The following is a 25,862-nucleotide window of genomic DNA, read 5'->3' on the forward strand; positions in this document are numbered from 1 at the left end:
ACCCCGCCCGGGCAGGCCGAGCACGCCACGCCCCCGCTGGTGCCGATCAGCACCGTGCGCGAGCCCTGAACGATGGGCCCGCCTTTCTTGGTGAGGTCGCTTTGTCTGGCTGCTGGCTTGCCCATGGGGAATGTGGGGTCAACGGAGAAAGGTTGGCAAGAGGAAATCGGGAGGTTTTGATGGGTTTTTTGTCACAGCCATGATCTGAGGCAACAACGGATTGAAAGGGGCGCCTATTCACCGCCTGCGGCCAGCCTGGATTCGGCGGAACAGCGCTACTCCGTCGCTGGCAGTCGAAGAACGCGAACGACCTCTTCGGGATTGATATTGCTGCAGCGGACCATGTGCTCGCAGTATTCGCCGACACTCCTAATGACCAGACGCCCTTGCGCCATTTCCTTGAGAAGGCGCTTGTCCGCAACATCCTTGATGTTGTTGTGAACGATGTCGAACTGGTTTTCCTTAAAGTCAGAGACTGGGTTTGCCCTCAACTCTTGACCGAAGCGGGCATCAAGGGAGAGCGATTCTTCAGGCACACCAAACACCTCTGCCAGATGCTGCAGCGCGCGCAGGCGCACAAGCTCTTCCGAAGGGACCGCCATCGCAGGCTTTTTCACTTTGAACCACATCCGCAGTTTCCTCCTGACGACGTTGCATCCCATGCAGCCTTGCCAATAACTCCCCAGTTGTAGAAGCCATCGAATATGAGTGCGCCCGTGGCAGTCGCTCCAAGCGCCACGCCTCCGGCTGTGCGCCCTATTACCCGCAGCTCACGCATTCCAAGACGACTCGACCAACGGCTCATCTGGCTTGTATAGGGGTTCAGCTCGCTCTTTGGTACACCAAGCCCCCGAAGCTCGCTAGGAGTTTTCGGCATGGTCCCAACCGCCCCGGTAGCCGTAAGAGCTGCCAAGTCTGCTGCGGTACTCGAACGGTTCTCCTCGATTTGGTTGGTGAATTGGTTGAAGTCGAAACATGGTCCCGAGCCCAAGCCGCCATCACCGCCAGACGCTTGCAGCCCGTGCGGGTCTATGAACATCAGCGGGTTCCCAGCGACGTATGCATATCAAAAACAACATTACGACGCCCCCGTCTGAATGCAATGCATGTCCTGAATTCTTCACATTTTAGATTTATATTTATTATTGGGCGTATATTATTTTTATATTCTTCCATTCATCTTTGCTAATGAAAATATCGTTTCTGAGTTTCGGGGAGTTTATGATTAATAAATCATTTTGCCATTGAAATGAAGGTTCAACTTCAGCGGTTGTGACGAAAATTCTTTCTCCGTATTTATCTTCTTCATTGGTTTTGGTGTTAATTTTTTTCAAATAAATTATTTTTGCAATTGAGGTTGTGCTGCCGCAGCTTCGAAGCGCTGCCGTAGCTGTAAATTGACCGTCAGGCGAGTTTTTCGATAATATGATTTCATCTTGACAGTTGCTCTCATCATGGATTGGATAGCATCCAGCGAGCGCCAAACAAACAACGAAAATTAAAATCCTCATTTTAAAATCCCATGCATTTACAAAACTGGCTATGAACTTCCACTCGTTATCATAAAAATTGAATAAAAAAACCATAATAAAAATATTAATGTAACCAACCTAATTGCGTAAATTTGACGAATAATTTTTCTTTCCAATAGATTCGATGGTTTCTTTAGTAGCCATTTCCAAAAAAGAAAAGTACTGGCAGGGGTATTATTTTTGATAACATGAGGTCTTCCCATGATTTCGTATTCTGCAGGATATTTGTCTTTTATTTGATTTATTAATAATTGACAGGCAACCATATGAACTATTGCAAATATAGTTGCTGCCCATATTGAGATTGGTATTTCTTTCATTTGCGATACCCTATGGTTGCTCCAGCAGAGACGCCTATTGTGCCTATGCCGGGGGAAACCGTTGTCGTAGTACCGGCAGTCCCCATTGCACTGTTTCCACTAACGCCTATAAATCCATTGCCAAATGCACCGGAAGTTTGGACCACTATTCCTTTTGCGCCCTCACCTGTGACCAGCATTTCTCCTGCCCCTGTAATAGAGGCACTCAATCCAGCTTGGGGGCCTACACCAAGATACGTAAGACCCTTCTCAGTGTTATATGACGCCGTTACACCAATACCTATTCCTACTCGAACGGTACAGGTGAGGCCCTCAGTAGAGTTGATCTTCCCCATGGGTTTGGTATCTCCAATTCCTGCTGCGCATTCCGCTGTTGCGCAATTTCCTGGCGGGGTTTTAGGCGACCACCCCTCATTCCACCAACTAGGACGATTTGGTCGATTGGCTTGCAAACCCTCGGGATCGGTAAATCTCACCGGATTATTTTCACCATACTGGTAATTATTCACCCCACCCGCCAACCCAATAGGGTCTTGCGAGACATACCGCCCCAGGCCGGGGTCGTAATACCTGTGCCGGTTATAAAACAGCGTTGCCCCCTCCCCCTCGTCATGCTGGCCCTGCATGCGAATGGGCTGGTGCAATTGGAGCGGGTTGTGCTCGGCAATGGTGTTCCCCCAGGGGTCCAGTTGGATGTGCCAGTCGATATTCCCTTGCAGGTTGATGAGCGCCAGTGGCGTGCCCAGGTGGTCGCAGTGGTACAGGTGCAGATGCGTGATCTGTGCGCTCTCGCCGCGCAGGCGGGCCTGCAGGCGTTCGGCATCCAGCCCCATCGATTGCAGATGGCGGCGGGTGGCGGCGCTCGCCCCGTGGCGCAGTTCGTCCTGCAGGGCTTGCAGCGCTTCTGGCTGTTCGCGCTCGTGGGCTTGGGCGGCGCCCAATAGCTGGGCGAGGGTGGGCGGCTCGGCGTGGGCGCGGGTCTGGATGCGCAGCAGGGGCAGGAAGGAGCCTGGGGCGTAGAGCGTATGGATGCGGCGAGTGTCCTGGGGGCGTGCTGGCTCGCCCTGCTGGCCCAGTTCTCCCAGATCACGCAACTCCGTCAAAGTCAGGGCATCGCCCTGCCATCCATGGCAGCGCATCTCGGTGGTGGTTGTCTGCCCCTCTGCTGCAGTTCGCTCGATGCGGGTTGCCATACGCCGCCCGAACACGTCGTAGTGGTGCACGCGGCGGATGCGCAGGCCAGAGGCTGCGTCGTGCTGCTCGTGGACGACCAGGCGCTGTGCGTGGTCCCAGTGCAGGCGGTGGGACTGCCGGCCATCGGCATGGGTCTTCTCCAGCAGGTTGCCGCAGGGGCCGTAGCGGTAGCGCCAGGGCCCGTGGGCGAGGACGCGGTTGTCGGGCCAGCGGTCGCGGGGGTGGCCGGGCGGGAGCGGGGCGTCCTGGCGCAGCAGGTCGAAGGCGGGGTCGTGGAACTGGCGGCGCACCTCGCTGGCCCAGTCGTCCTGGGGATGGCCTTTGGAGGCACTGGCCGGGGGCGCCCAGGGATTGCCGGCGGGGTCGTAGCGGTAGTGCCGGGCCTGGGTGCCTGGCCACTGGGCGGCGGCCAGCCGGCCGGCTGCATCGTAGGCATGCTGCAAGGCGCCATGCGGCGTGTCGATGCGCGCCAGGCGGCCGGCCGCGTCGTAGTGGTGCTGGCGCGCCAGCGAGGACAGCGAGGGCATGGAGGGCATGGCCGGCATGCCGGCGTGGTCCGGGACCGGGGCCGTAGAACCCTCGGTGCCCTCCAAGCGCCCGACGGCCATGGCCTGCAGGCGCGACAGCGCATCGTGCTGCCAGCGGGAGCGGCTGGCGCCGAAGTCCAGGGCCACGGGGCGGTGCAGGCCGTCGCGCTCTATGTGCAGCAGGGGTTCTGCGCCCAGGAGCAGGCCATGCACATGGCCCGCGCCGTAGGTCAGCCACTGCAGCGGCGGCAACCCCGGCAGGTCGGCCTGATCGGGGGCGCCGCCCGCATCGAGCGAATGCGCGCTCTCGTGGCTCCACAGCAGGGTGCCGTCCAGGGAATGCATCGCCTGGCGCTCGCCCAGGATGCGGCCCAGGCGGTCGCGGCGCAGGTGCACGCTCACGCGGTGGCGCAGCACGGCCGTGTGGTGGTGGGCGGCCACGAGCAGGCCGGCGCCGTCGTGCTCGAACCACTCGACGATCGGGGCGGCCTCGCTGGCGGCGCCGGGCTCGGGCAGGGCTGCGGACCGGTCCGGCGGCGTGCCGTCGGGCGCCTTTCCAGGTGTGCCAGGTGCGCCGACCGGCGTGATGACCCGGGCCAGCAGCATGCCCGCCTCGCTCCACTGGTAGGCGATGGCGTGGCGGGCATCCTCGGTGCGGATGCGCTGGCCGGCCCGGTCGTAGGCATGGCGGGTGGCGTGGCCGTCAAAGCCCGTCTCCTGGAGGAGCCGGTCGCGCACGTCGTAGGCGAAGCGGTGCACGCCGGCATTCTCGTTGTGCAGCTCCACCAGGCGGCCCGCGGGGTCGTAGCGGTAGTGCTGGGTGAGCAGGGGGCGCTGGGAGGGGTTTTTAGGTGTTTCAGTGCCCGCGCCGTGGGTTTGATTGCCCTCGTTGCTACCGTATTGATAGCAGACGATGCGACCCCAGGCATCGTGCGTGAAGCGCTCGTGCAGCCCGCCGGGGTGCTCGACGGCCAGCAGATCGCCGCTGTCCGGGGCGTAGCGGTAGCGGGTGGTGCGCCCCAGCGCGTCCGTCGTCTCGACGGGTCGGCCGGATGGGTCGTAGGCCGTGCGCTGCTGCCAGCCTTGCTCGCCCTGCACGCGGGTGGTGCGGCCCCAGGCGTCGTAGTGCCAGCGGGTGGTGCGGCCGCTGCAGTCGGTGCGGCTGGCCAGCATGCCCAGGGCATTCCATTGCAGCGCCGTGGTGCCGCCGCGCGCGTCGGTGATGGCGATCGGGAGGTCGGGCAGGCCGGGCAGGCCGGGCAGGCCAGTGAGGTCTGGCATGGCCGGGGTCTCGCCCTGCGGTTTGTCCTGCGAGTTGCCCTGCGGTTCGGCGCCGGGCATCTGCGGGTAGCGGTAGAGCGTGGTCTGGCCCAGCGCATCGGTGTGCTCCAAGAGCCGGCCCCAGGCATCGTGGCGCCAGGTGGAGGCCAGCGGCTCGCCGGCGGCGCCCTCGGGGGCGCTGGCGATGTGGCGCAGGGGCAGGCCCCATGCATCGTGCTCGATGCGCTGGCTGCGCCCGGCCGCATCGGTGGTGCCCACGAGCAGGCCGGTGGCCGCATCGATGTCGTGGCGCACGGTGCGGCCCAGGGGATCGGTGCGCTCCAGCAGGCGGGCGGCGCTGTCGTGGCGCCAGGCAGAGCGCGCGCCGTCGGCCTCGATGCGCTCGGCCACGCGGGCCAGGCCCGCCTCGCCGGAGAACACGTAGCGCCGCTGCCGGCCCAGGCTGTCGGTGACGAGGGTGCTGGCGCGCTCGGGCAGGGGCGGGGTGGCGCTGGCGTCGGCGGGCAGCGGCGTGTAGTCCAGGTGCAGGTCCAGCCCGTGGGGCGTGGTCTGGGAGACGACGCGGCCGAGCGCGTCGTAGGTGTAGCGCGTCATGGGCCGGCCGGCGTGGGCATGGCCGGTCATTCGGCCGGGGTGGCCGGGGTGTGCGGCATCGGCGTAGTCGAAGGTGCGCACGGTGCGGCCCGTGCGGTCGATCACGCGGGCGAGTTCGCCGCGCGGGGTGTAGGCATAGCGCACCAGGGCCAGGGGCAGTGCCTGGCGCGGTTGGTCCTGGCGCGGTTGATCCTGGTGCGGTTGGTGGGGGTCTGATTCCAGCCAGACGGCCGTGAGGCGCACGCCGGCATCGTGCCCCCAGCCGTGGGCGGGCGGTCCGGGCGGTGCGATGCGCTGCAGCGCGAAGCGGTAGCAGCGGCCTGCGCCATCGGTGACCGTGTGCAGGTGGCCCGCGAAGGGGCCGTCGGCATGGTGCTCGTGGCGCTGCACGCGGGCGAAGCGGTCGCACAGGCCGTGCAGCACGTCGCGGTGCCCGGCCCCTGCGGCCCCCATCTCCCCTGCGGCCGCAGCCGCCCCTGCCGCCCCCATCTCCCCTGCGGGCGCAGCGCCCGCGCTGGAGGGCGCAAAAACCCACCATGGCCCCAGCGGCGAGGCGGTGGCCACCGTGGCCCGAGCGTCGGCCCGCACGGACGCGGGCAGGGCGCTCCACAGGCGCGCCAGGCGTGCTGCGTGGCCGCCCTGGGCGGCCCCCGGCAGGTGCCCGGTGCCGCAGCGCACCAGCCACAGCCCTTCGCTGGCGCTGTGGGCGATCTCGCCGGGCGCCAGCGGCTCGAAGGCGATGCTTCGCCCGCGCCCGTCGTGCAGGCGCAGCGCGCCGGGCGCGTGGTCGTCGCCGGGCGAGCGGTCGTCGCCGTGCACCAAGCTGGCCTCCCCCGGCAGCCACCAGCCGGGACCGAGCAGCCCCACGGGGGCCGGCTGCGGGCTCTGGTGGCTGGAGTACGAGCGCGTCAGCGTGAACGGCAGGGGGCCGGGCAGGGCGAAGTCCTGCTCGCCGGGCAGCACCTTGGCGCCCAGCAGCGGATTGACCGGGTGGCCTTCGGTGACCCCGCCCGGGCAGGCCGAGCACGCCACGCCCCCGCTGGTGCCGATCAGCACCGTGCGCGAGCCCTGAACGATGGGCCCGCCTTTCTTGGTGAGGTCGCTTTGTCTGGCTGCTGGCTTGCCCATGGAGTCTCGCTTTTAGGGGGGGTGATGGTGGGGGCGCAGGGGTTGGCCCGTGGCGTGCCGGCGGTCACGCCGCGTTGAATGACCCGAGCGGTCAGAACGCCGATTTGGTCAGCACCGACGCGGGTGGGGCGCCTGACGTGGCCGCCATGGCGGATGCTGCGGCCTGCCCGGCGAAGCCGGGTGTCTTGCCGGGCGATCCGGCATCGGCGGCGGTGCCTGCATTGCCTGCGCCATCGCCGCCCGCAGGGGCTGCGGGCGGCGTCTGGCTGGCGCCGCAATTCCACTGGATGGTGCCGGCGTCGCCATGAATGCCGCTGTCGCCCTGCAGTTCGATGTGCGCGCCCTTGAGGTAGATGCCGCCGTCGGCCTTCAGCACGATCCTGGCCTGACCGCACACCAGTTCGAGGTGATCGCCGCTCGAATGGATCGATACCTGTCCAACGGTTTCCGTCTTGCGCTCGCCCACTTTCAGTTCGAACGATTCGCCGATGCTGGCGGCGTAGCTTTGTCCGACGAAGAGCTTTTTTTGCAGGCCGACTTCGCTGGCCTGAAGCATGCCGACCAGGGAGTTCATCGCCATGCCCACGTTGCGGCTGTAGGCCATGCCGATGTTCATCAGTTTCGCGAGGCCGGTGGTTTCGCGGTAGGTCTTGCCCACGGTTTCCTTTTTGTGAGAGCCCACCTGGACCGTCCAGTCCCGGCCGATGTCGTCGCTCTCGTTCTGGCCGACCTTCTTCGTGCGGTTCTTGCCGATGCTCACCGTCTCGTCGATGCCCACGTCCTCGCGCCGGTTGTCGCCGATGCTGATTTTTTCGTCGTGGTCCACCCGCTCGGTGCGGTTGTTGTGGACCGTGATGTCTTCATTCCGATCAACCGTCTCTGTCCGATCCCGGTGGATGACGTTGGTCTCGTCCCGGTCGATGGTTTTTTGCCGATCCCGACCGACCCAATGCGTCTCATCGTTCTCGACCTCCACCAACTGATCCTTCTGCGCATGCAGCCACAGCTGCTCGGCCCCGGCCTTGTCCTCGAAGCGGATGGCGTTGGCATCGCCTGCCCCATCTTTCATGCCAGCGCCGAACGCCCCGCCCTTGCTCGACTTGGTCTTGATGCCCGACTGCGTGGCGTTGCCCGGCAAGGCCCACGGTGGCATGTTGTCGGCGTTGTAAACGCAGCCGGTGATGATCGGGTAGTCCGGATCACCGTTCAAAAAATCCACGATGACCTCGTGGCCGATGCGCGGGATGAACATGGCCCCGAAGCCCGAGCCGGCCCAGCTGCTGGATACCCGCACCCAGCAGCTGGAGTTCTCGTTCATCGCCCCGATGCGGTCCCAGTGGAACTGCACCTTCACCCGGCCGTACTGGTCGGGCCAGATTTCCTCGCCGGGCGGGCCGACGACCACCGCGGTCTGCGGGCCGGTGGTCTTGGGCTTGGGCGTGGTGCGCGCGGGCGTGTAGGGCACGCTGGTGGGCTGGGCCTGCAGGGTGAACTTCTGGAACGAGCCTTCTTCCTGCGGCGTGCCCTTGGCGCCGGGCGCGGCGGCGCTGACCTGGGGGTTTTCCTTGAAGTGGTATTCGAGGCCGGTGATCAGGTATTGCTGGTTCTGGTCTTCCCGCGGGTAGTTCTCCAGCGTGAAGGTGTAGCCGGGGGCCAGCGCCCGGTGGCGCGACTGGCCCTTGACGGTGCTGTGGCCGGTGAGGCTTTCCTGCAGCCGCACCCGCGCGTAGGCTTCGCCGTCGCCGAACTGGGTGTAGCCGCCCGGCCATTCGTAGATCTCGTGGGCGTCGTGCGCGTGCCCCGGTGGGGTCTGGCGCATGTTGGACAGGTCGGCGCGCGGTTTCTGGAAGTCGTAGTCGTCGTTGTAGCGCCGCCCGGAGTGGATGCTCTGGTGCAGTTCCCAGGCATGGATGTTCTCTTTGTCGGCGACGGCGGCTTTCTCGGGCGGGTAGAACGGGATGACCGCCGCGCCCGGCAGCGGGCTGTGCGAGGCTACGATGTCGTCGGCCAGGATCAAGGTGTGCTGGCCGGCCGCGTGCTCGAAGTAGTAGTACGCCCCTTCGTGTTCCAGCAGGCGCGAGACGAAGTCGCAATCGCTCTCGCCGTACTGCACGCAGTAGTCCCAGATGCGGTAGCTGCGGGTGAGCTTCTTTTGCAGGGCGTAGCCGTATTTGCCCAGGACCTCCTCGACGATCTCCGGAACGGTCTTGTTCTGGAATATCTTGAAATCGGTTTTGCGGGTCGCCAGCCACAGCCAGGGCTGCAGGCGCAGGCGGTAGGAGTAGGAGCGGTGGTCCTCGCCCTGCATGCCGAAGCGGGTGACGATGCCGTCCAGGTAGCGCCGCCCGCCCCCCTGCGTTTCCACCACCACGGTGGCGTGCTTGCCCAGCAGCGCCTTCGGGTCGATGCTTTTGCTGTCGCAGAGCAGGTCCAGGTCGAGGCAGAAGAGTTGGCTGATGGCTTCCTTGCCCTGCAACTGCCGGAACTGCAGCTGCTCTCCCAGGGGCGTTTGGATCGTGACGCGGCGGGTCATGTTTTGCAGGCCCGCGTACCGGGCCGTTACGTTGAAATGGCCGCGATCATATCTCGCTGTGCGGAAATTCTAAAAATTTCCCCTCGATCCATCGGGAAAGTTGTTTGCCAGTGAGTGACTTTTGTGCAAACGATGGTGCTGCCTTTCGTGCATGTCGAATGGGTTCTGCCGCAGCCCTCAGCCCTCAGCCAGCGTCTCCAGAAACGTCTTGCGCCACCAGTGGATGTCGTGCTCCTTGATGCGCGCCATGAGGGCCTGGTAGCGCCGCTGGCGTTCTTTCAAAGGCATCTGCAGCGCGGCCTGGATGGTGTCGGCCATGCCCTGGGTGTCGTAGGGGTTGACCAGCAGCGCTTCCTTCATCTGCTCGGCCGCGCCGGCGAAGCGCGACAGCACCAGCACGCCGGGGTCGTCCGGGTCTTGGGCGGCGATGTATTCCTTGGCGACGAGGTTCATGCCGTCGCGCAGCGGCGTCACCAGGCCCACGGCGGCGGCGCGGCACAGGCCCGGCACGCGCTTGCGTGCGACGGTGCGGTGGATGTAGCGCAGGGGCATCCAGTCGAGTTCGCCGTAGTCGCCGTTGATGGCGCCGCACAGGCCTTCCAGTTCCTGGCGCAGGTCGGCATAGGCGTCCACGCTGTCGCGGGTGGGCGAGGCGATCATCACCAGCGTGGCGCTGTGGTGGTTCTCGGGGTAGCGCGCCAGCAGTTCGCGAAAGGCGCGCACGCGCTGCGGGATGCCCTTGGAATAGTCCAGCCGGTCGATGCCCAGCAACAGGCGCCGGCGCGAGTATTCGTCGCGCATGGCGGTGTAGGTCTGCACGGCCTCGGGCGCGGCGGCCAGCCGGGTGAATTCGTCCACGTCGATCCCGATGGGAAAGGCGCCGACCTGCACCGTGGCGCCGAATGCGCGCAGATGCTGCGGCCCGACCGTTTCGGCGTTGGCCTCGTTGCTGAGATACCGCGTGAAATGCGACACGTCGGCCTCGCTCTGCAGGCCCACGAGGTCGTAGGCGAACAGGGAGCGCATCAGCCATTCATGCTGCGGGATGGCTGCCATGATGAGCGGGGGCGGCACGGGAATGTGCAGAAAGAACCCGATGCGCTGGCGGCAGCCCAGCGCCCGCAGCTCGGCGGCGAGCGGGATCAGGTGGTAGTCGTGTACCCAGATGGTGTCGTCGTCCTTGAGCAGCGGCAGCAGCTTGCGGGCGAACATCTGGTTCACGCGGCGGTAGCCGGAGATGTAGCTGGCATCGAAGTCCGCCAGATCCAGCCGGTAATGGAACACCGGCCAGAGCACGCTGTTGCTGTAGCCGCTGTAGTAGCTGTCGTGGTCTTCCTGGCACAGGTCCACGGTGGCCAGCGTGACGGTGCCGGCCTGGCGCGTCTGCAGCTTGGCTTCGCCGGGCAGGCCGTCTTCCGCGATGTTGCCGCTCCAGCCGAACCACAGGCCCCCGGTTCGGCTCAGCGTCTCGCCCAGCGCGACGGCCAGGCCTCCGGCGGCGGGCTTGCGGGGATCGGCGATGCGGTTGGAGATGACGACGAGGCGGCTCATGGGAAGTTTCCTTGCGGTGCGTGCGTGCGGGCGTTGGGCGTGGCGGATGGCGGCGCCTTTCAGGTCGGTCAGATCACGCTGTCCCAGGGGGCGGACAGCCGCATGGCGGCATTGATGATGCCGACCATGGAATAGGTCTGCGGGAAGTTGCCCCACATCTCGCCGGTCTGCGCATGCGTGTCTTCGGACAGCAGGCCGAGCGGGTTGCGCGCAGCCAGCAGGGCCTCGAAGATTTCGCGGGCCTGTGCCTTGCGGCCGATGCGGGCCAGCGCATCGATGCGCCAGAACGCGCAGATGTTGAAGGCGGTGTCGGGCTTGCCGAAGTCGTCGGCCGCCTCGTAACGGCGCATGTAGGGCCCGTCGCAGAGCGAAGCCTCCATGGCGTCCACCGTCGAGACGAAGCGCGGGTCTTTCGGATCGATCAGGCCCACTTCGGCCATGAGCAGCACGCTGGCGTCCAGTTCGTTGCCGCCGAAGCTTTCGGCGAACGCCTGGCGCTCTTCGCTCCAGGACTTGGCAAGAATCTCCTCGCGCATGGCGTGGGCGTGATCGCTCCAGTAGCTGGCGCGGTCGGGCAGGTTCAGTGCATGGGCGATCTTGGCCAGGCGATCGCAGGCGGCCCAGCTCATCAGCGCCGACGAGGTGTGCACGCGGGCACGGGTGCGCAGCTCCCACATGCCGGCGTCCGGCTGGCCGTACACGCGCACGGCCAGTTCGCCGATCTGTTCCATGCGCGTGAATTCGGTCGCGCCCGCGGGGTGCAGCAACCGCTGGTCGTGAAAGGCCTGCGCCGCGCCCAGGATGATGTTGCCGTACACGTCGTGCTGAAAATGCTCGGCGGCCTGATTGCCCACGCGCACCGGGCCCATTCCCCGGTAGCCGGCCAGGTGCGGAACTAACGCTTCGGGCAGGTCGTGCTCCAGGCCGATGCCGTACAGCGGCTGAATGTGGCCGTCGCTGGCCTCGGCCACCACGTTGCTGAGCCAGCGCAGGTAGTCCTCCATCGTCGCCGTCTCGGACAGGCTGTTGAGCGCCCGCACGACGAAGAAAGCATCGCGCAGCCAGCAATAGCGGTAGTCCCAGTTTCGGCCGCTGTCGGCCGATTCGGGAATGCTCGTCGTCATGGCCGCCACGATGGCGCCGGTGTCCTCGAATAGCGAGAGCTTGAGCGTGATGGCCGCGCGGATCACCGCGCTCTGCCATTCGAGCGGCACGGCCAGGCGCTGCGTCCAATGGCGCCAGTACCAGACGGTTTCCTGCTCGTAGTGGCGGGCCGTGTCCGCGATGCCGGTGGGCAGCGATTCATCGGCGCCCAGCAGAAAATTGTGCTCGCGCGCCATCACGAAAGGCTGGCCCGACAGCACGTGGGAAATGGGCACGTCGGTATTGAGCCGCAGCGTCAGCTCCTCTCCGACGTAGCGGATGTGGTTGCTGCCCTGCGTGATCTCGGGCGCATCCCTGCCCCAGCCGAAGCGCACGTCCACGGTCACGCGGATGCGGGGCGCGCCCGAGAGGCGCTGCACGCGGCGCACCAGCATCATGGGCCGGAAGTAGCGGGCGCGGGCATAGAAACGCGGCGCGAAGTCGGTAATCTCGATGCTGTTGCCCGAGCGGTCGGTGAGCCGGGTGCGCAGCACCGCGGTATTGGGCTCGTACCACTGCTCGGTCGTGGCGAGGTCTTCCAGTTCGATGGCGAAGCGGCTTCCCTCTTCGCCCGGCTGGACCAACGCGTTGAACACCGGGTCGCCATCGAAGCGCGGCAGGCAGCACCACACGATGTGGCCTTGTTCGTCCACCAGCGCACTGATGGCGCAGTTGCCGACCATGCCGAGCGAGAGGGACGGCTCGGCGCGTGGCCCGAAGAGCGAGCCGGTCTTCATTCCATGGGCCTTTCGGGCGCGGCCATCTGGTAAAGCCACTCGCGCAGGGCCGTGGTGTCTTCGCAGCGGACCACCGCCGCGGTCTCACCGGTACCCACCTTGATGCCGATGCCGCCCAGGGCCTGCGTGGCGACGAAGCCGTTTTCGTCGGTCACATCGTCGCCCGCAAAAATGGGGATGCGGCCCTTAAACGGCGGGTGCTGCATGAAGTCGGTGATGGCGCGCCCCTTGCTGGGGCCGGACGGCTTGATCTCCAGCACGCATTTGCCCTGCATCAGTTCCAGGCCGGGCGCGTGCTTGAGCGCATGTTCCAAGGTCGAGCGGCACAGCGCTTCCAGCTCCAGCGCCTGGCGGTAGTGCAGCGCGACGCCTGCACTCTTGCGCTCCAGCACCAGGGCGGGGTAGCGGTCACGCAAGGCCTCGATGGTTCGGATCACCCCCGTCAGATCGGTGGCCGGCACGGCCCCGACGAGGCCGTTGCCCAGGCGGTACTGGGCGCCGTGCTCGCAGGCGAGGGGCAATTGCAGTGGGGAAAGGAATCGATCAATGTCGGCTTGCGTGCGCCCGGTGGCGATCGCCAGAGCGCCGCCCAGGCGTTCGTGCAGCGCCTGGAGGGCGGGCACGATGCCCGGCGGTACCTGCACCGCATCGGGATGTGGCGCAATATCGGCGAGCGTGCCGTCAAAATCGAGGAAAAGTGCGTATCTCGCAGTCAGCAGCGGTAGCTTTTGCATTGCCAGCCACCTTACCAGAAGCCTTTCAACCGGCTGTAGGCGCCAAGGCAGGGCGGCTGTAGGCGCCTTGAAAGACCGGCGCGCGCGTCCATCTGCCCATTGCACCTTGACCTCTTGCCCATGCCATGAACGACACCTCGCCCCAGCACATCGTCTGCCCGCATTGCCATACGACCAATCGCGTGCGCCCGGAGCAACTCGCCAGCGCACCCGACTGCGGGAAATGCCACCAGCCTCTCTTCACCGGCACGCCGCTGGCTCTGGATGCCGAGAGTTTCGAGCGCCATGCACAGCGCAGCCACATTCCGCTGGTGGTGGATTTCTGGGCGCCCTGGTGCGGGCCATGCCGAACGATGGCGCCCGCCTTCGCACAGGCCGCGCGTGAACTGGAACCGCTGGTGCGCCTGGCCAAGCTCGACACCGAGGCACACCAGGCCCTGGCGGCGCGCTATCAGATCCGCAGCATTCCAACGATGATCGTGTTCAAAAATGGCCAGGAGACTGCGCGCATTTCGGGGGCACTGGGTGCGGCCGACATCGCACGGTGGGTGCGCACCGCTACCACCCAGTGAGAACCATCAGGCCAGAGCGGGGCCGGGCCGGCACGGGCGGCCGATCGACGGCCCGCTTCAGCCCTGCGCAGCCAGCCAATCGGCCACCGCACGCACTCGCGCTTCGCGAATCCATTGCCCGACCTGCGGCCCGGCGGCGCCAGCGGCTGCAGCGCGTGCGGCGATCTCCGCCGTCACCACCGACTGCGCGGCAGCCAGGGCGGCGGTCAGCCGGGGGCGCTGAGGGTAGGCGTTGTTTTCGAAGCCCAGCCGGCCGCGCGCGTCGCATTCGCAGGCAAGCAGCACCTGTGCAAAGCGCGCTGGCTTGCGCAGGGCGTCGCACCGTTCCAGCAAGCGCACGAGGGCGGCGGCGCCCAGGTCTGCGCTGCGGTGGATGTTGCCGTGCTCCCGGGCGACCACGTCGGCGGTTTCGCGGCAATCCACCGGCACGCGCAGCCTCTCGCACACATCGCGCAGCAACTCGGCGCTGCGGGTTTCGTGGCCGATGTGGCGCGGCAGCACGTCGGCCGCCGTGGTGCCCTTGCCCAGGTCGTGCGCCAGGCAGGCAAAGCGCACCGTGAGCGGCGCCTGCAGGCGCGCGGCCATGTCCAGCACCATCATCACGTGCACGCCGGTATCGACTTCGGGGTGGTATTCGGCGCGCTGGGGCACGCCCCAGAGGCGGACGAGTTCGGGCAGCAGCACGGCCAGCGCGCCGCAGTCGCGCAGCACTTCGAACATGCGCGAGGGCGCGGCTTCCATGAGGCCGCGGGCCAGTTCCTGCCAGACGCGTTCGGCCACGAGGTGGTCCACCTCGCCGGCTTCGACCATCTCCCGCATCAGCGACCGCGTTTCGGGGGCGACGGTGAAGTCGGTGAAGCGCGCAGCGAAGCGCGCCACGCGCAGGATGCGCACCGGGTCTTCGCGAAAGGCGTCCGTCACATGGCGCAGCACGCGCGCCCGAAGGTCTTGCACGCCGCCGTAGGGGTCGCACAGATCGGGCGTGGCTGAAAGCGCCGAGGTGCCGGCACCGGGGAGCGCATCGACGTGCTGCGCGATGGCGTTGATCGTGAGGTCGCGGCGCGAGAGGTCTTCCTCCAGCGTGACCTCGGGCGAGGCCTGCACGGCAAAACCGCGGTAGCCGTTTCCGCTCTTGCGCTCGGTGCGTGCCAGCGCGTATTCCTCGTGCGTCTGCGGGTGCAGGAACACGGGGAAGTCGCGCCCCACGGGCAGGTAGCCTTGCGCAGCCATTTCGTCGGGCGTGGCTCCTACGACGACCCAGTCCCGGTCGTTGACCGGACGGCCCAGCAGCCTGTCGCGCACCGCGCCGCCCACCATGTAGATTTTCATGGGCGGCAGTTTACGGTGCGCACGGCCCCGTGCGAGCAGCGGAGCGCTTCACCTCGTTCAAGGGAAAAAGGCATCCAACGCAGTATCGACGAGTTTTGCAGCTATTGAATTCATAGCAAAAGCTGTTGCTCACGGCCCTGGCCGGACTCCGCTCGGGCGGGCTGCCGCAGCGCTCAGTGCTTGTCGGCAGTCAACCGTGCGAGCGCTCCGCGAATCACCTCGATGCGCTGGGCCTCGTAGGAATGGCTGTACCGCAGGGTCTTGATGCCGTTCGGCCCCAGCGTGGCCTGGGCCTCGAAGTCGGCCTGCAGCCGGTCGAGGTAGGCCAGCAGTTCGGGGTGGTGCCGCCCGGCCACGCCCCGGTCGAAGGAAAGCGTGCCGCCTTCGGCGGCCGGCTCCCCGAAGCCGCTGTCCGGCATCGTGCCGAGGCCCGGTGTGAAAGGCGGTGGCACAAGGGCGAACCGCGTGGGCTTGCGGGCCGGCGTTTCGACGCCCATCAGGGATGGATGGGGAGGGGTGCTGAAGAAGGTGGAGGGCATGGAACTCGTTCCTGGAGTGGCTGCCCCCACAGCGTGCCGCCTGCTCCGCCCCCGGTTCGTTGCCCGCAGGAAGCGATGTCCCGCTTTGCGAAGGGCCCGGCGGGCGCCTTCTCGCCCCGTTCCCGTCCGCTTCCTGTTCAGCGCGCGGTGCGGCCGAGCCGGTATGGCTCTTCGAAGTCGAGGAAATCCGCCTCGGCTTCGGCGGCACGCACCCAGTCCTGCACGCCGGGCAGCGCCAGAACGCGTTCGACATAGCCTGCGATGTGCGGCGGCACCGGCAGCGCGTAGGTAAAGAGGCGCGAGCACACCGGGGCGAAGAAGGCATCGGCGACGGTGAACTCGCCGAACAGCAGCGGGCCGCCGTGCTCTTGCAGCAACGCCGCCCACATGTCCACCAGCCGTGCCACGTCGGCACGCAGGGCGGGGCGGTCGCGCCAAAGCAGCGCGCCGGTGTCGGGCAGGCGGGCCTCGATGTTCATCGGGCAGGCACCGCGCAGCGCGGTGAAGCCGCTGTGCATTTCGGCGCAGACGCTGCGGGCGCGGGCGCGTGCCGCGGCGTTCACGGGCCACAGGGCCTTGTCCGGGTGCGTTTCCGCCACGTATTCAGCGATGGCAAGCGTGTCCCAGATCGCCAGCGTGCCATCGACGAGCACGGGCACCTTGCCGGTGGGGGTCACGGCATGGATCCGCTGCTTGAACTGCGAGCCTTCGTCGAAGCTGTCGAAGCGCACCCGCACTTCTTCGAAGGGAACGCCGGCCTGGCGCAGCAGCACCCAGGGGCGCATGGACCAGGAGGAGTAGTTCTTGTTGCCGATGTAGAGCTGGAACATGGAGGTCGCCTCGAAAAAAGGGAGTTGCATCCTACGATGCCCACCCCCGGTCTTTCGATGCCTTTTCTCGCCGCCACTGATGCGCCGCGCGCATCAACGCTCGACGGCCGCCCCGGTCAGAACGGCCAGACGACGCCGTTGTCGTTCAGGATGGCATCGAGCGGCCGGTCGTGCGGCTCGGCCTCGAAATCGTCGATGTAGCCCTGCGTGAAGCCCAGGCCCACCGTGACCGGCGCCGGCTGCAGCGTGGCCAGCGTGCGGTCGTAGAAGCCGCCGCCGTAGCCCAGTCGGTAGCCGCCGGGGCCGTAGCCCACGCAGGGCACGAACAGCAGGGTGGGCACGATCACCTCGGTGTCCTTGGGCTTGGGGATGCCGTAGGCGTCCTCCTCCATGGGGCAGCCGGGGTACCAGGCGTGGAAGGTGAGCGTCTTGTGGAGCTTGTTGACCACCGGCAGCCCGATGCGGCGGCGCTGGGGCTCGTCCAGCAGCTCGCCGTCTTCCTTCCAGCGGTGCAGCGCCGGAAGCGGGTCGAACTCGCCTTTGATGGGCCAATACGCGCCGATGACGGTATCTGGCCGGTCCACGAGCCAGATTCGCATGACGCGCTGAAGCAGGTCCGCCCGCTGTAGGCGGTCGGGGAGGTTCAGGCGTTCTTCTACCAGTGCGCGGCGCAGGGCTGCTTTGTCCATCACATAATTCCCCCAATGCAATTGCTCAAGATTCTGACACCGCTCGTCGCGGGCGCCTTGCTCGCCGGTGGAGCGACCCTTGCGGTCGCTCAAAACCGGGGTGACGATACCCTGCTGCAGATGCAGCAGGCCTTTCGCAAGGGCGACCGCCAGCGGCTCGCCCAACTGCTGCCCGGCGCACGCGGCCATGTGCTGGAACCCTGGGCCGCTTACTGGGAGCTGCGGGCCCGGCTGGGCGAGGCCATGCCGCAGGAAGTGAGCGCTTTCCTGCAGCGCTACGCCGGCACCTACCAGGAAGACCGCCTGCGCAACGACTGGCTGCTGCTGGTGGGCCAGCGCCGCGACTGGGTGCAGTTCGCCGAACTGCACCCCCAGTTCCGCATGGGCGACGACCGCGAGGTGCGCTGCTATGCCTTGCTGATCGAGCAGATCAAGGGCTCCGCGCCGGCCGGCGCCATCGACGAGGTGCTGCGCAACTGGTACGGCCAGCGCGAGGCCGATGACGGCTGCACGCACGCGGTGGCCGAGTTCTATGCCGACAAGAAGGTCACGGCCATGGATGTGTGGCGCAAGGCGCGCCTGTCGGCCGAAGCCAACCGCGCCCGCGCCACGCACAACGCGGTCGAGATCGTGGCGCCCGAGGCGCTGCCGCAGCTGCGCGAGGTGTTCGACTCCCCGGTCAAGTTCCTGGCCAGCCGGGCCACCGCAGGCGGGCGGGTGCGCCAGGAACTGGTGGTGCTTGCCCTCATCAAGATGGCCATGGCCGATCACGGTGCTGCCGCGCGGCTGTTGGACAGCAAATGGGGCGTGCAGCTCTCGGCCGAGGAGCGCAACTGGGTCTGGGGCGTGATCGGCAAACAGTCGGCCCTGGCGCTGTCGCCCGACGCCATGGGCTACTTCGGCAATGTCTCGAAAGACGCCGATCTGTCCGATGACACCCTGGGCTGGAAGGTGCGCGCCGCCCTGCGCGCAGGCCAGTGGAAGCAGGTGGTGCGCGCCATCGACGCCATGTCGCCCGCCGGCCGCCTGGACAGCACCTGGACTTATTGGCGCGCCCGCGCATGGCTGTCCAACCGCCCTGGCGACGAGGACAAGGCCCGTGCGCACGAGTTGCTCGAACGCATCGCCGGCACCAACGGTTTCTACGAAATGCTGGCCCTGGAAGAGCTGGGCCAGCGCGTGGCGCTGCCGGCCCCGCCGCTGCCCCCGACGCCCGAGGAAAAGGCCGCTGCACGGGCCAATCCTTCGCTCAACCGCGGGCTGTACGCCATCTTGCTGGGGCTGCGCGGCGAAGGCGTGCGCGAGTGGAACTACGCCACCAACCTGCACAGCCCCGGCGGCATGGCCGACCGCGAACTGCTGGCCGCCGCCGATTTCGCATGCCAGCGCGAGGTGTGGGACCGCTGCATCAACACCAGCGAACGCACGAAGGCGGCCTTCGATGCCACGCAGCGCTTTCCCATGCCGTTTCGCACCACGGTGGTGGCGCGCTCGCAGGCCATCGGGCTCGACCCGGCCTATGTGTACGGGCTCATCCGCCAGGAAAGCCGCTTCGTGATGGACGCCCGCTCGGGCGTGGGCGCCTCGGGCCTGATGCAGGTCATGCCCGCCACGGCGCGCTGGACGGCCCGCAAGATCGGCATGGCGAACTTCACGCCCGACCAGATCACCGACCGCGACACCAACATCACCATCGGCACCGCGTACCTCAAGCTCGCGCTGGACGATTTCGACGGTTCCATGCCGCTGGCAGCGGCCGCCTACAACGCGGGCCCTGGCCGGCCGCGCAACTGGCGCAACGGCCCATTGCTGGAGGCGGCCATCTGGGCCGAAAATGTGCCTTTCACCGAAACCCGCGACTACGTGAAGAAGGTGCTGGCCAACACCACGATCTATGCCGCCATCCTGAGTGGACAGCCGCAGTCGCTCAAGGGCCGGCTGGGCAGCGTGGGGCCGCGTGACGCTGCCATACCGGAGCCGAACAAAGACCTGCCTTGATGTTTCTGGAGCGATGCCGGTGCTGAGGGGCGCCGGCATCGTGTTGTCATCGGCCGCGGAGGGCGGCTGTTTCTTGCCATAAAAACATGTTGAAGAAAAATATCAGGGCCGCTGCGGCCCTTGCAGTGGTGGCATGCGCCTTTTGCGGAGTCAGTCGCTTCGGCGCAGCCGGTCTATAAATGGGTGGACGCCCAGGGCCGCATGCAGTATGGGCAGCAGCCACCGGACCTGTCCACCGCCGAGCAGCCCCAGCTGCACAACACGGTGCCGTTCAACAGCGGCGGTGGTGGCGGCAGTTCAGGCGCCGCCCCGCGCAGGCTCCCGCGGGAGGTGCAGGAGCAAGTGAACGGCATGGCCAAAGGCCTGACCCAGACGCAGCCCGGCACCGTGCAGCTGGACTGCGGCAAGGCGGTGAACAACGCGCGCTGGGGCCTGGACACCATGCTGGAAACCGGCGAGAAGAACACCCGCGACGGCTACATGTCGCGCGAACAGTACGAGTCCACTGCCGGCAAGATCCGCAGCACGCGCAGCAACATCACCGTGGGCGACTGCCAGTCGGCCTCGGGCGTGAAGCGCGATTTCTACCAGTGCATTTCCAACGACCGCAACCACGTGATGGGCTGCGCGGAAAAGCATCGCTTCTGACGGGCAGCGGCAGCGTGTGCGCCCGGCCGGCGCACTCACTCTGCATTGCTTCAAGCGCCTGGGAGAGCGGGTAATGGCACGCACGTTCGAGCGTCAGGTCACAGAAGTTGCACGTGCGGGTGGCGCTGCTCAACCGCTTCACGCAACTGGGGTGCCCGACCACGGTGGCTGTGCCTGCCATGGCGTAGCTGCGTCTGGGGTAGGGGTCATCTCGCCTCGCTCCCGACTTGTGCAACAAAGCCGCAGCCATCCACTCTTGTTCATTCAAAGCCAGGGTGTTGCGCTTCGCTTTTGAATCCGCCCTTCTTCAAAGACCAATCAACTTTACTACCGTCACAGAAAATATGCAGACCGCTATTAAACCAATAAAAAACATTAGCAAAAAATAGCGAAAAAAATTTCTCAGCGTTGATTTGAAATATTTAATAAAAATCCATCCCGCATACGTGAGCGCCAGTAGAATCAATACAGTAAATTTAACCCATAAATAACCGGATTCCCGATTTTGCTCGCCAACAACAATTGCAAGGCTAATTACTATTGAAAAGACAAACAAAAAGATTGTGTTGAGCCAAAAACTTAAGACTTTTGGCATTCTACTTATCCGGTAAAGTGTCCTGAAGGTATGGGCATGTCCAGGCCTGGCACTTGGTACCCCCTAAGAGCTGTTCGAATCACAATATCGTACCCAATACCATCTCCCGCAACACTGTTTAGCAATCCAATCAAATAGGATGAACTATTATATTGACCAGAAATCATTCTGTCGCCACCTATATTTTGAGGAATGGAATATGGAGTGATCACGCCAGAAAAATTTCTGGCATTTCTAATAAGTTTATCTTTAAATTCCCTTGGCGTTATGAATTTTGGTGGAATTATAGAAATTTCAATGTCTTTTGGATTGGAGTATTTCAATCTTTCTGCAACAGTCATTTGATTATTATAGGTCAACAAATGATTTGGGATAGTATTTTTGTAGAAATTAGATTTTATCCTTTCAAAACCACCAATTCTAAAAGCGCCATCCGGTTGCCCATCAATGGCCGTAACTCCTTCATACAAGTCCTTTATTAGCAAGGTCAAGTGAAGGCTTGGACTGAATGGACTCACAATCCGACCGACAACTATCGCAGCAATACGGGCTATCACAGTAAATTCTGGTTCTTTTTTATTATCAATTGCGGCTGACATACTACTACTCCCTTAATAATAATTCATTGACGTTTTTTGTTGTGCAAGACCTAAATGAATCGAGATAATTCAAAACTAGACGCAGGCGTGTTATCACAGGCAGCGTTTTTCAATGCCCAACTATGAAAATCGGTTGAGCGATGCTACCAGCACAAACATTTAAATCACGGCTGACTACGCATGGTTTCAACTGGCTTTGTCGCACAAACACGGCCAGTCGAACGGTTAGCCTAGGCCGATGAGTGAACCCAAGGGGCGCCAAGCAGCGCTAAAAGACAACGAACTGGGCGGCGTACGACGCCGCGCTCAAAGCGAGAGGATCGCTGACGATCTGGCTGGACAAGGACATGCAGTGGTACGCGCCGGCCAGTGGCAAACGCGGTCGCCAGCCCATCTTCGGCGATGCGGCGATTGAGTTTTGCCTGAGCATCGAGTGCCTGTTCGGTCTGGCCCTGCGCCAGAGCCTGGGGTTGGTGCAGGGCTTGCTGCGCCTGGCAGGCATGGACTGGCGGGTACCCGACTTCAGCACCCTCAGCCGTCGCCAGAAGACGCTGCAGGTGCGGCTGCCTTACCGGCGCAGCAGCACGGCCCTGGACCTGCTGGTGGACAGCACCGGGATCAAGTTCCTGGGCGAAGGTGAATGCAAACGCAAGAAACACGGCGCCGAGTACCGCAGGCAGTGGCGCAAGGTACACCTGGGCATCGATGCCAAGACACTGGAGATACGGGCCATCGAGGTCACCGACAGCAGCGTGGGCGATGCGCCGATGCTGCACGGGTTGCTCTCGCAGATACCGCCCGATGAGCCGGTGGCCAGCGTCGGCGGGGATGGCGCCTACGACACCAAGGGCTGCCATGCGGCAATAGCGCAAAGGGGCGCACAGGCGGTGATACCGCCGCGCAAGAACGGCAAGCCGTGGAAAGAGACTCCGATGGGAGCGGCGGTGCGCAACGAAGCCCTGCGGGCCTGCCAGAGGCTGGGGGGGAGCCTTTGCAAGAAGTGCAGCGGCTACCACCGAAGAAGCCTGGCGGAGACCAAGATGCATTGCTTCAAGCGCCTGGGAGAGCGGGTAATGGCACGCACGTTCGAGCGTCAGGTCACAGAAGTTGCACGTGCGGGTGGCGCTGCTCAACCGCTTCACGCAGCTGGGGCGTCCGACCACGGTGGCTGTGCCTGCCATGGCGTAGCTGCGTCTGGGGTAGGGGTCATCTCGCCTCGCTCCCGACTTGTGCAACAAAGCCCTGTTAAGACATGCGTCTGCGGTCTATCGGTCAAAACAGAAATTTTTATCTATAGGTTACAAATCTGTGAGACCTGCACGGCGGCCGCGCCTGAGCGCACCAGATCATGCAAAGTGCCGTCCAGCCAAGCCTGTATGGGCTCGTCGCTGAAGTACCGCTCGTGCAGCAGCGCGAAGTACGGCGTGGCGGCGGCCCAGTCCCACAACTGCTGTGCTTCGATGCGCTGCCATTCCAGCAGCTTGTATTTGACGAGCACCTTGGCGGCGTAGCGCGCGTGCTTTTCGGGCGAGTGCACGAAGCCGTCCAGCCGACGCCGCGCCGTGTCCAGCGCGCGGGGCAGGTCGGTGAAAACGCGGCCATGCCCAGGGATCAGCGTGCGGGGCGCCAGCGATTCGATCAGGTCCAGCGTGGCAGCCACCTCGGCGAAGGCGCTGTCGCCTTCCAGTTCCGGAAAGACCACGCCGAAGCCGTTTTCCCACAGCGCGTCGGCGGAGATCATGAGGGCGTCGATGGGCTCGAACAGCACGATCGAATGCGGGTCGTGTCCCGGTGCGGCATGCACCTGCCAGGGCCGGTCGCCCAGCATCACCTCGGTGCCGGGCTGGAGCACGCCGTCCATGCGGAAGGGCGGGCAGTCCTGGCCGGTGGGCGTGTAGCTCAGGGCGTTGGCGTCCCAGTGGCGCACGTGTTCCGCCTGGCCCGGGGGAATGAAAGTGCGCAGTGCCGGCCAAGCCTGCTGCAGCGCGGCGTTGCCGCCGCAGTGGTCGCTGTGCAGGTGGGTGTTGAACACGCTGTCCAGCGCGCGGCCCTGCAGGGCGCCTTCCAGCAGCGCGACGGTCTGCGCGGCATGGGTGCAATAGCCGGTGTCCACCAGCGCGGTGCGTTCCGCCCCCAGGAAAAGAATGTTGTTGGCCGACAGCCACCCGCGCTCCAGCACGGTGATCTCTGGGGGCAGGCGGGGTGCGCCGGAATTCGGGGAGCAGGGCATGGCGGGGCTTTCTTGGCGCGCCGCCCTCGGCCGTCTAGAACGTCACGCCGGCGATGAGTATGACATTCGCATAGGGCGTGCATTCGCCCGTGCGCACCATGACGCGCGCCTGCTGGCACAGCCGCTTGAAGTCCTCGTGCGGCACGGCCTCGGGCGCCACGGGCAGCAGGCACCAGTCGGGCACCTGGCCCGCGGCGCGCTCGATGGCTTCGGTGGCGACGATGGCTCGCTCCACCTGCAGCTCGGACAGGACGGCGCACAGCACCTCGTCCACGGCAGGAATGCCCGCCGTGACGGCCAGGTCGATGCGGCGCGGGCCGGGCGGAATGGGCAGCCCGGCATCGCCGATGACGAGCATGTCGCCATGGCCCATGCAGGCGATGGCGTGCGAGAGTTCGGCATGCAGCAAGGGGCGACGCTTCATAGCAATCTCCAGTCGGGGGGGCAGGGGCTGGCGGCGACGGCATCCTGCGTGGGAATGGAAGGCTGTGCGCCCGGCTGCGTGACGCAGAGCGCCGCAGCGCGAATGCCGCCCTGCACGGCCAGGTCGAGCGGCTCGCCCCGGCCCAGTGCGACGGCGAGCGCTCCGAGAAAGGTGTCTCCGGCGGCGGTGGTGTCCACCGCCGTGACGGCCATTCCCGGGTGGTGCCGGCAGCCGTAGGCATCCGCCGCCACGGCACCGGCCGCACCCAGCGTGACGACCACGCGCGCCGGGCCGCGCGCGCGCAGCAGCCGGGCCGCGTGCGCCGCGTCGGTGGGCGTTGCCACGGCGCAGCCGGCCAGGGCGGCGGCTTCGACCTCGTTCACGACCAGCGTGTCCAGCAAGGGCCACAGCGCATCGGGCAAGGGCTGCATGGGCGAGGGATTCAGCAGCACGCGGCAGCGGGCGGCATGCGCCTGGCTGGCCGCGGCCAGCACTTCGGGCAGCGGCACTTCGAACTGCGCGACCAGACAGGCCGCGCCCTGCAGCGCAGGCGCCAGCGCCACGGCATCCAGGACGAAATTCAGGTTGGCCCCCGCCGCCACGACGATGCGGTTTTGCGCCGCATCGTCCACCACGATCGCCGCCACGCCGGTGGGCGCCGCCTCGTCGGTCTGCACGCCCGAATGGTCGATGCCGTCGGCCGCCAGCGCGGCGCGCAGCGCCTGGCCGTTGCCGTCGGCGCCCACGCGCCCGAACAGTTGAACGTCCGCGCCCAGGCGCGCGCAGGCCACGGCCTGGTTGCCGCCCTTGCCGCCAGGCACATGGCTCAGCGAATGCGCCATGACCGTCTCGCCGGCGCAGGGGGCTTGCGGCACGCGCAGCACCAGGTCCATGTTGAGGCTGCCGACGACGGCGATGCGGGGGTGGGAGAAAGCGGCGGCGTTCATGCGCGGAAAGGACCCGAGGAAAGGACGGAAACGAGGAGCGGGCAGGGGCCGGCGAGCGGGCCCTGGAAACGGCGGGCGAACAGGGGCGCGGATGGCAGCGAAAGCATGGAAAAAGCGTCAGGAAAAAAGGTATCGGGCGGTCGATGCCCGCACGCGCAGCTCGGGCTGCAGCAGCACCTGGCGCGGCTCCTGCCGCTTGCCGTCGATGCGTTCGAGCAGCATGTCCACCGCCAGCGCGCCGATGCGCTGCTTGGGCTGGGCCACGGTGGTGAGCGGCGGGCTGGTGAAGGCGGCCAGTTCGATGTCGTCGAAGCCGACGACCGACAGGGCGTCGGGAATGCGCAGCTGCCGTTCGTTCGCGGCGCACAGCGCACCGATCGCCATGAGGTCGTTGCACACGAACACGGCGCTGGGCGTGGCCGGCGCGCGAAAGAGCGCCTGCATGGCCTCGTAGCCGCCCTGGCTGGTGAAGTTGCCGTGCGACAGCAGGCCCTCGGCCGGGGCGCCGGCCTCGGCCATCGCCGAGCGCCAGCCGGCGATGCGCTGCTCGCTGGGCGCCAGCCCCTGCGAGCCGCCGATGCAGGCGATGCGGCGGTGCCCCAGGCCGATCAGGTGGCGGGTGGCCAGCAGCGCCCCTTGGGCATGGGCCGTTTCCACCAGGTCGCACGGCTGCCGGGGCACGCCGATTTCGCGGTCCACCAGCACGGTCGGAATCGACAGGCCTTCCAGCTGCCGCGCCAGCGTGGCGTCGTAGCCGGTGGACACCACGATCAGCCCGTCGATGCGGCGCTCGGCCAGCACCTGCAGGTACGAGCCCTGGCGGTGCGCCTCGTCGTTGGTGTTGCAAAGGATGAGGTTGTAGCCCGCACCGAAGCAGCGGTCTTCCACGCTGTGCACGACCTCGGCGAAGTACGGGTTGGAGCTGTTGGGGATCAGCATGCCCAGCGTGCGCGTGCTGTTGCGCTTGAGGCTGCGGGCGATGGCGCTGGGCACATAGCCCAGCGTGCGGATCGCTTCTTCCACGCGCGCGCGGCCCTCGGGGCTCACGTGGCGCGTGCCATTGACCACGTGCGACACGGTGGTCACCGAAACCTGCGCGTGGCGTGCGACGTCCTTGATGGTGGCCATTGGGTCAGCGCGACCGGCGCGGGTGGGCCACCGGCCGGGGTTGCGAAGCCGTGGGTGCGG

General features: G+C 65.6%; 19 protein-coding genes and 2 pseudogenes. 5 read left to right on the forward strand and 16 right to left on the reverse strand.

All coding sequences use genetic code 11. The annotated features are described in order from the left end of the window. Window positions 1–275: 275 nt before the first annotated feature. The 7 genes from AVHM3334_RS06660 to otsB all read right to left on the reverse strand — a co-directional run bounded on the left by AVHM3334_RS06660 (window position 276) and on the right by otsB (window position 13,274). Window positions 276–629 (reverse strand): hypothetical protein, encoded by a 354-nt coding sequence (locus AVHM3334_RS06660; protein ID WP_284410729.1) that lies wholly within the window; start codon window positions 627–629, stop codon window positions 276–278. Between the two features lie 513 nt (window positions 630–1,142). Next, complete coding sequence (locus AVHM3334_RS06665; protein WP_284410730.1) at window positions 1,143–1,586, reverse strand: DUF5412 family protein; 444 nt, start codon at window positions 1,584–1,586, stop codon at window positions 1,143–1,145. 262 nt (window positions 1,587–1,848) lie between these two features. Continuing rightward, window positions 1,849–6,576, reverse strand: coding sequence for an RHS repeat-associated core domain-containing protein (locus AVHM3334_RS06670; protein ID WP_284410732.1), 4,728 nt, complete (start codon window positions 6,574–6,576; stop codon window positions 1,849–1,851). Window positions 6,577–6,667: 91 nt separating this feature from the next. Then, window positions 6,668–9,109, reverse strand: a complete 2,442-nt coding sequence (locus AVHM3334_RS06675) for a type VI secretion system Vgr family protein (protein WP_284410734.1) — start codon at window positions 9,107–9,109, stop codon at window positions 6,668–6,670. Window positions 9,110–9,286: 177 nt separating this feature from the next. Further along, complete coding sequence (otsA, locus tag AVHM3334_RS06680; protein WP_284410736.1) at window positions 9,287–10,660, reverse strand: alpha,alpha-trehalose-phosphate synthase (UDP-forming); 1,374 nt, start codon at window positions 10,658–10,660, stop codon at window positions 9,287–9,289. Between the two features lie 68 nt (window positions 10,661–10,728). Then, a complete protein-coding gene (locus tag AVHM3334_RS06685) occupies window positions 10,729–12,540 on the reverse strand; it encodes a glycoside hydrolase family 15 protein (protein ID WP_284410738.1) in 1,812 nt (603 codons plus the stop codon). Further along, complete coding sequence (gene otsB, locus AVHM3334_RS06690; RefSeq protein ID WP_284410741.1) at window positions 12,537–13,274, reverse strand: trehalose-phosphatase; 738 nt, start codon at window positions 13,272–13,274, stop codon at window positions 12,537–12,539. The genes AVHM3334_RS06685 and otsB overlap by 4 nt, the downstream gene beginning before the upstream one ends. Window positions 13,275–13,399: 125 nt before the next feature. Between otsB and trxC the strand changes: the two genes are divergently transcribed. Beyond that, a complete protein-coding gene (gene trxC, locus AVHM3334_RS06695; protein WP_284410743.1) occupies window positions 13,400–13,846 on the forward strand; it encodes a thioredoxin TrxC in 447 nt (148 codons plus the stop codon). 57 nt (window positions 13,847–13,903) lie between these two features. Here the strand turns inward: trxC and AVHM3334_RS06700 are convergent, their stop codons facing one another. The 4 genes from AVHM3334_RS06700 to AVHM3334_RS06715 form a co-directional block, all read right to left on the reverse strand. After that, on the reverse strand, window positions 13,904–15,175 hold the full coding sequence (locus AVHM3334_RS06700; RefSeq protein ID WP_284410744.1) for a multifunctional CCA addition/repair protein: 1,272 nt from the start codon (window positions 15,173–15,175) through the stop codon (window positions 13,904–13,906). Between the two features lie 173 nt (window positions 15,176–15,348). Continuing rightward, on the reverse strand, window positions 15,349–15,714 hold the full coding sequence (locus tag AVHM3334_RS06705; RefSeq protein ID WP_284410745.1) for a hypothetical protein: 366 nt from the start codon (window positions 15,712–15,714) through the stop codon (window positions 15,349–15,351). Between the two features lie 137 nt (window positions 15,715–15,851). Beyond that, window positions 15,852–16,544: a glutathione S-transferase family protein gene (locus AVHM3334_RS06710; protein ID WP_284410746.1), complete on the reverse strand. Its 693-nt coding sequence runs from the start codon at window positions 16,542–16,544 to the stop codon at window positions 15,852–15,854. Window positions 16,545–16,660: 116 nt separating this feature from the next. Continuing rightward, on the reverse strand, window positions 16,661–17,233 hold the full coding sequence (locus AVHM3334_RS06715) for a 5-formyltetrahydrofolate cyclo-ligase (protein WP_284410747.1): 573 nt from the start codon (window positions 17,231–17,233) through the stop codon (window positions 16,661–16,663). 15 nt (window positions 17,234–17,248) lie between these two features. Here AVHM3334_RS06715 and AVHM3334_RS06720 point away from each other — a divergent pair, with 15 nt between their 5' ends. The 3 genes and pseudogenes from AVHM3334_RS06720 to AVHM3334_RS06730 form a co-directional block, all read left to right on the forward strand. Then, window positions 17,249–19,231 carry a lytic transglycosylase domain-containing protein gene (locus tag AVHM3334_RS06720; RefSeq protein ID WP_284410749.1) on the forward strand — a complete coding sequence of 661 codons (1,983 nt, stop codon included), beginning with the start codon at window positions 17,249–17,251 and terminating at the stop codon, window positions 19,229–19,231. 120 nt (window positions 19,232–19,351) lie between these two features. Next, entirely contained in the window at window positions 19,352–19,879 is a 528-nt protein-coding gene (locus tag AVHM3334_RS06725; RefSeq protein WP_284410751.1) for a DUF4124 domain-containing protein, read from the forward strand. Window positions 19,880–19,919: 40 nt separating this feature from the next. Beyond that, window positions 19,920–20,067, forward strand: a pseudogene (locus AVHM3334_RS06730) (IS5/IS1182 family transposase); the annotation flags it as partial. Between the two features lie 412 nt (window positions 20,068–20,479). Here AVHM3334_RS06730 and AVHM3334_RS06735 read toward each other — a convergent pair. After that, window positions 20,480–21,073: a hypothetical protein gene (locus AVHM3334_RS06735; protein ID WP_284410753.1), complete on the reverse strand. Its 594-nt coding sequence runs from the start codon at window positions 21,071–21,073 to the stop codon at window positions 20,480–20,482. A gap of 238 nt (window positions 21,074–21,311) precedes the next feature. On the opposite strand from AVHM3334_RS06735, the pseudogene AVHM3334_RS06740 reads away from it, so the two are divergent. Continuing rightward, a pseudogene (locus AVHM3334_RS06740) lies at window positions 21,312–22,261 on the forward strand (IS5 family transposase). A 103-nt stretch (window positions 22,262–22,364) separates the two neighbouring features. Here the strand turns inward: AVHM3334_RS06740 and AVHM3334_RS06745 are convergent. The 4 genes from AVHM3334_RS06745 to AVHM3334_RS06760 form a co-directional block, all read right to left on the reverse strand. Then, the gene (locus AVHM3334_RS06745; protein ID WP_284410756.1) at window positions 22,365–23,303 is read right to left on the reverse strand and encodes an MBL fold metallo-hydrolase; all 939 of its coding nucleotides are present in this window, start codon (window positions 23,301–23,303) and stop codon (window positions 22,365–22,367) included. Window positions 23,304–23,337: 34 nt separating this feature from the next. After that, window positions 23,338–23,727 (reverse strand): D-ribose pyranase, encoded by a 390-nt coding sequence (gene rbsD, locus AVHM3334_RS06750; RefSeq protein WP_284410758.1) that lies wholly within the window; start codon window positions 23,725–23,727, stop codon window positions 23,338–23,340. Further along, window positions 23,724–24,674, reverse strand: a complete 951-nt coding sequence (gene rbsK / locus AVHM3334_RS06755) for a ribokinase (RefSeq protein ID WP_284410760.1) — start codon at window positions 24,672–24,674, stop codon at window positions 23,724–23,726. The genes rbsD and rbsK overlap by 4 nt, the downstream gene beginning before the upstream one ends. Before the next feature lie 117 nt (window positions 24,675–24,791). Next, complete coding sequence (locus AVHM3334_RS06760; protein ID WP_284410762.1) at window positions 24,792–25,802, reverse strand: LacI family DNA-binding transcriptional regulator; 1,011 nt, start codon at window positions 25,800–25,802, stop codon at window positions 24,792–24,794. Window positions 25,803–25,862 lie beyond the last annotated feature (60 nt).

Source organism: Acidovorax sp. SUPP3334 (assembly GCF_030159055.1).
Lineage (GTDB): Bacteria > Pseudomonadota > Gammaproteobacteria > Burkholderiales > Burkholderiaceae_C > Paracidovorax.

Coding starts and splice junctions, on each gene's coding strand:
- AVHM3334_RS06660 (WP_284410729.1), bottom strand. CDS start 629: ATGTGGTTCAAAGTGAAAAAGCCTGCGATGGCGGTCCCTTCGGAAGAG.
- AVHM3334_RS06665 (WP_284410730.1), bottom strand. CDS start 1,586: ATGGTTTTTTTATTCAATTTTTATGATAACGAGTGGAAGTTCATAGCC.
- AVHM3334_RS06670 (WP_284410732.1), bottom strand. CDS start 6,576: ATGGGCAAGCCAGCAGCCAGACAAAGCGACCTCACCAAGAAAGGCGGG.
- AVHM3334_RS06675 (WP_284410734.1), bottom strand. CDS start 9,109: ATGACCCGCCGCGTCACGATCCAAACGCCCCTGGGAGAGCAGCTGCAG.
- otsA (WP_284410736.1), bottom strand. CDS start 10,660: ATGAGCCGCCTCGTCGTCATCTCCAACCGCATCGCCGATCCCCGCAAG.
- AVHM3334_RS06685 (WP_284410738.1), bottom strand. CDS start 12,540: ATGAAGACCGGCTCGCTCTTCGGGCCACGCGCCGAGCCGTCCCTCTCG.
- otsB (WP_284410741.1), bottom strand. CDS start 13,274: ATGCAAAAGCTACCGCTGCTGACTGCGAGATACGCACTTTTCCTCGAT.
- trxC (WP_284410743.1), top strand. CDS start 13,400: ATGAACGACACCTCGCCCCAGCACATCGTCTGCCCGCATTGCCATACG.
- AVHM3334_RS06700 (WP_284410744.1), bottom strand. CDS start 15,175: ATGAAAATCTACATGGTGGGCGGCGCGGTGCGCGACAGGCTGCTGGGC.
- AVHM3334_RS06705 (WP_284410745.1), bottom strand. CDS start 15,714: ATGCCCTCCACCTTCTTCAGCACCCCTCCCCATCCATCCCTGATGGGC.
- AVHM3334_RS06710 (WP_284410746.1), bottom strand. CDS start 16,544: ATGTTCCAGCTCTACATCGGCAACAAGAACTACTCCTCCTGGTCCATG.
- AVHM3334_RS06715 (WP_284410747.1), bottom strand. CDS start 17,233: ATGGACAAAGCAGCCCTGCGCCGCGCACTGGTAGAAGAACGCCTGAAC.
- AVHM3334_RS06720 (WP_284410749.1), top strand. CDS start 17,249: ATGCAATTGCTCAAGATTCTGACACCGCTCGTCGCGGGCGCCTTGCTC.
- AVHM3334_RS06735 (WP_284410753.1), bottom strand. CDS start 21,073: ATGTCAGCCGCAATTGATAATAAAAAAGAACCAGAATTTACTGTGATA.
- AVHM3334_RS06745 (WP_284410756.1), bottom strand. CDS start 23,303: ATGCCCTGCTCCCCGAATTCCGGCGCACCCCGCCTGCCCCCAGAGATC.
- rbsD (WP_284410758.1), bottom strand. CDS start 23,727: ATGAAGCGTCGCCCCTTGCTGCATGCCGAACTCTCGCACGCCATCGCC.
- rbsK (WP_284410760.1), bottom strand. CDS start 24,674: ATGAACGCCGCCGCTTTCTCCCACCCCCGCATCGCCGTCGTCGGCAGC.
- AVHM3334_RS06760 (WP_284410762.1), bottom strand. CDS start 25,802: ATGGCCACCATCAAGGACGTCGCACGCCACGCGCAGGTTTCGGTGACC.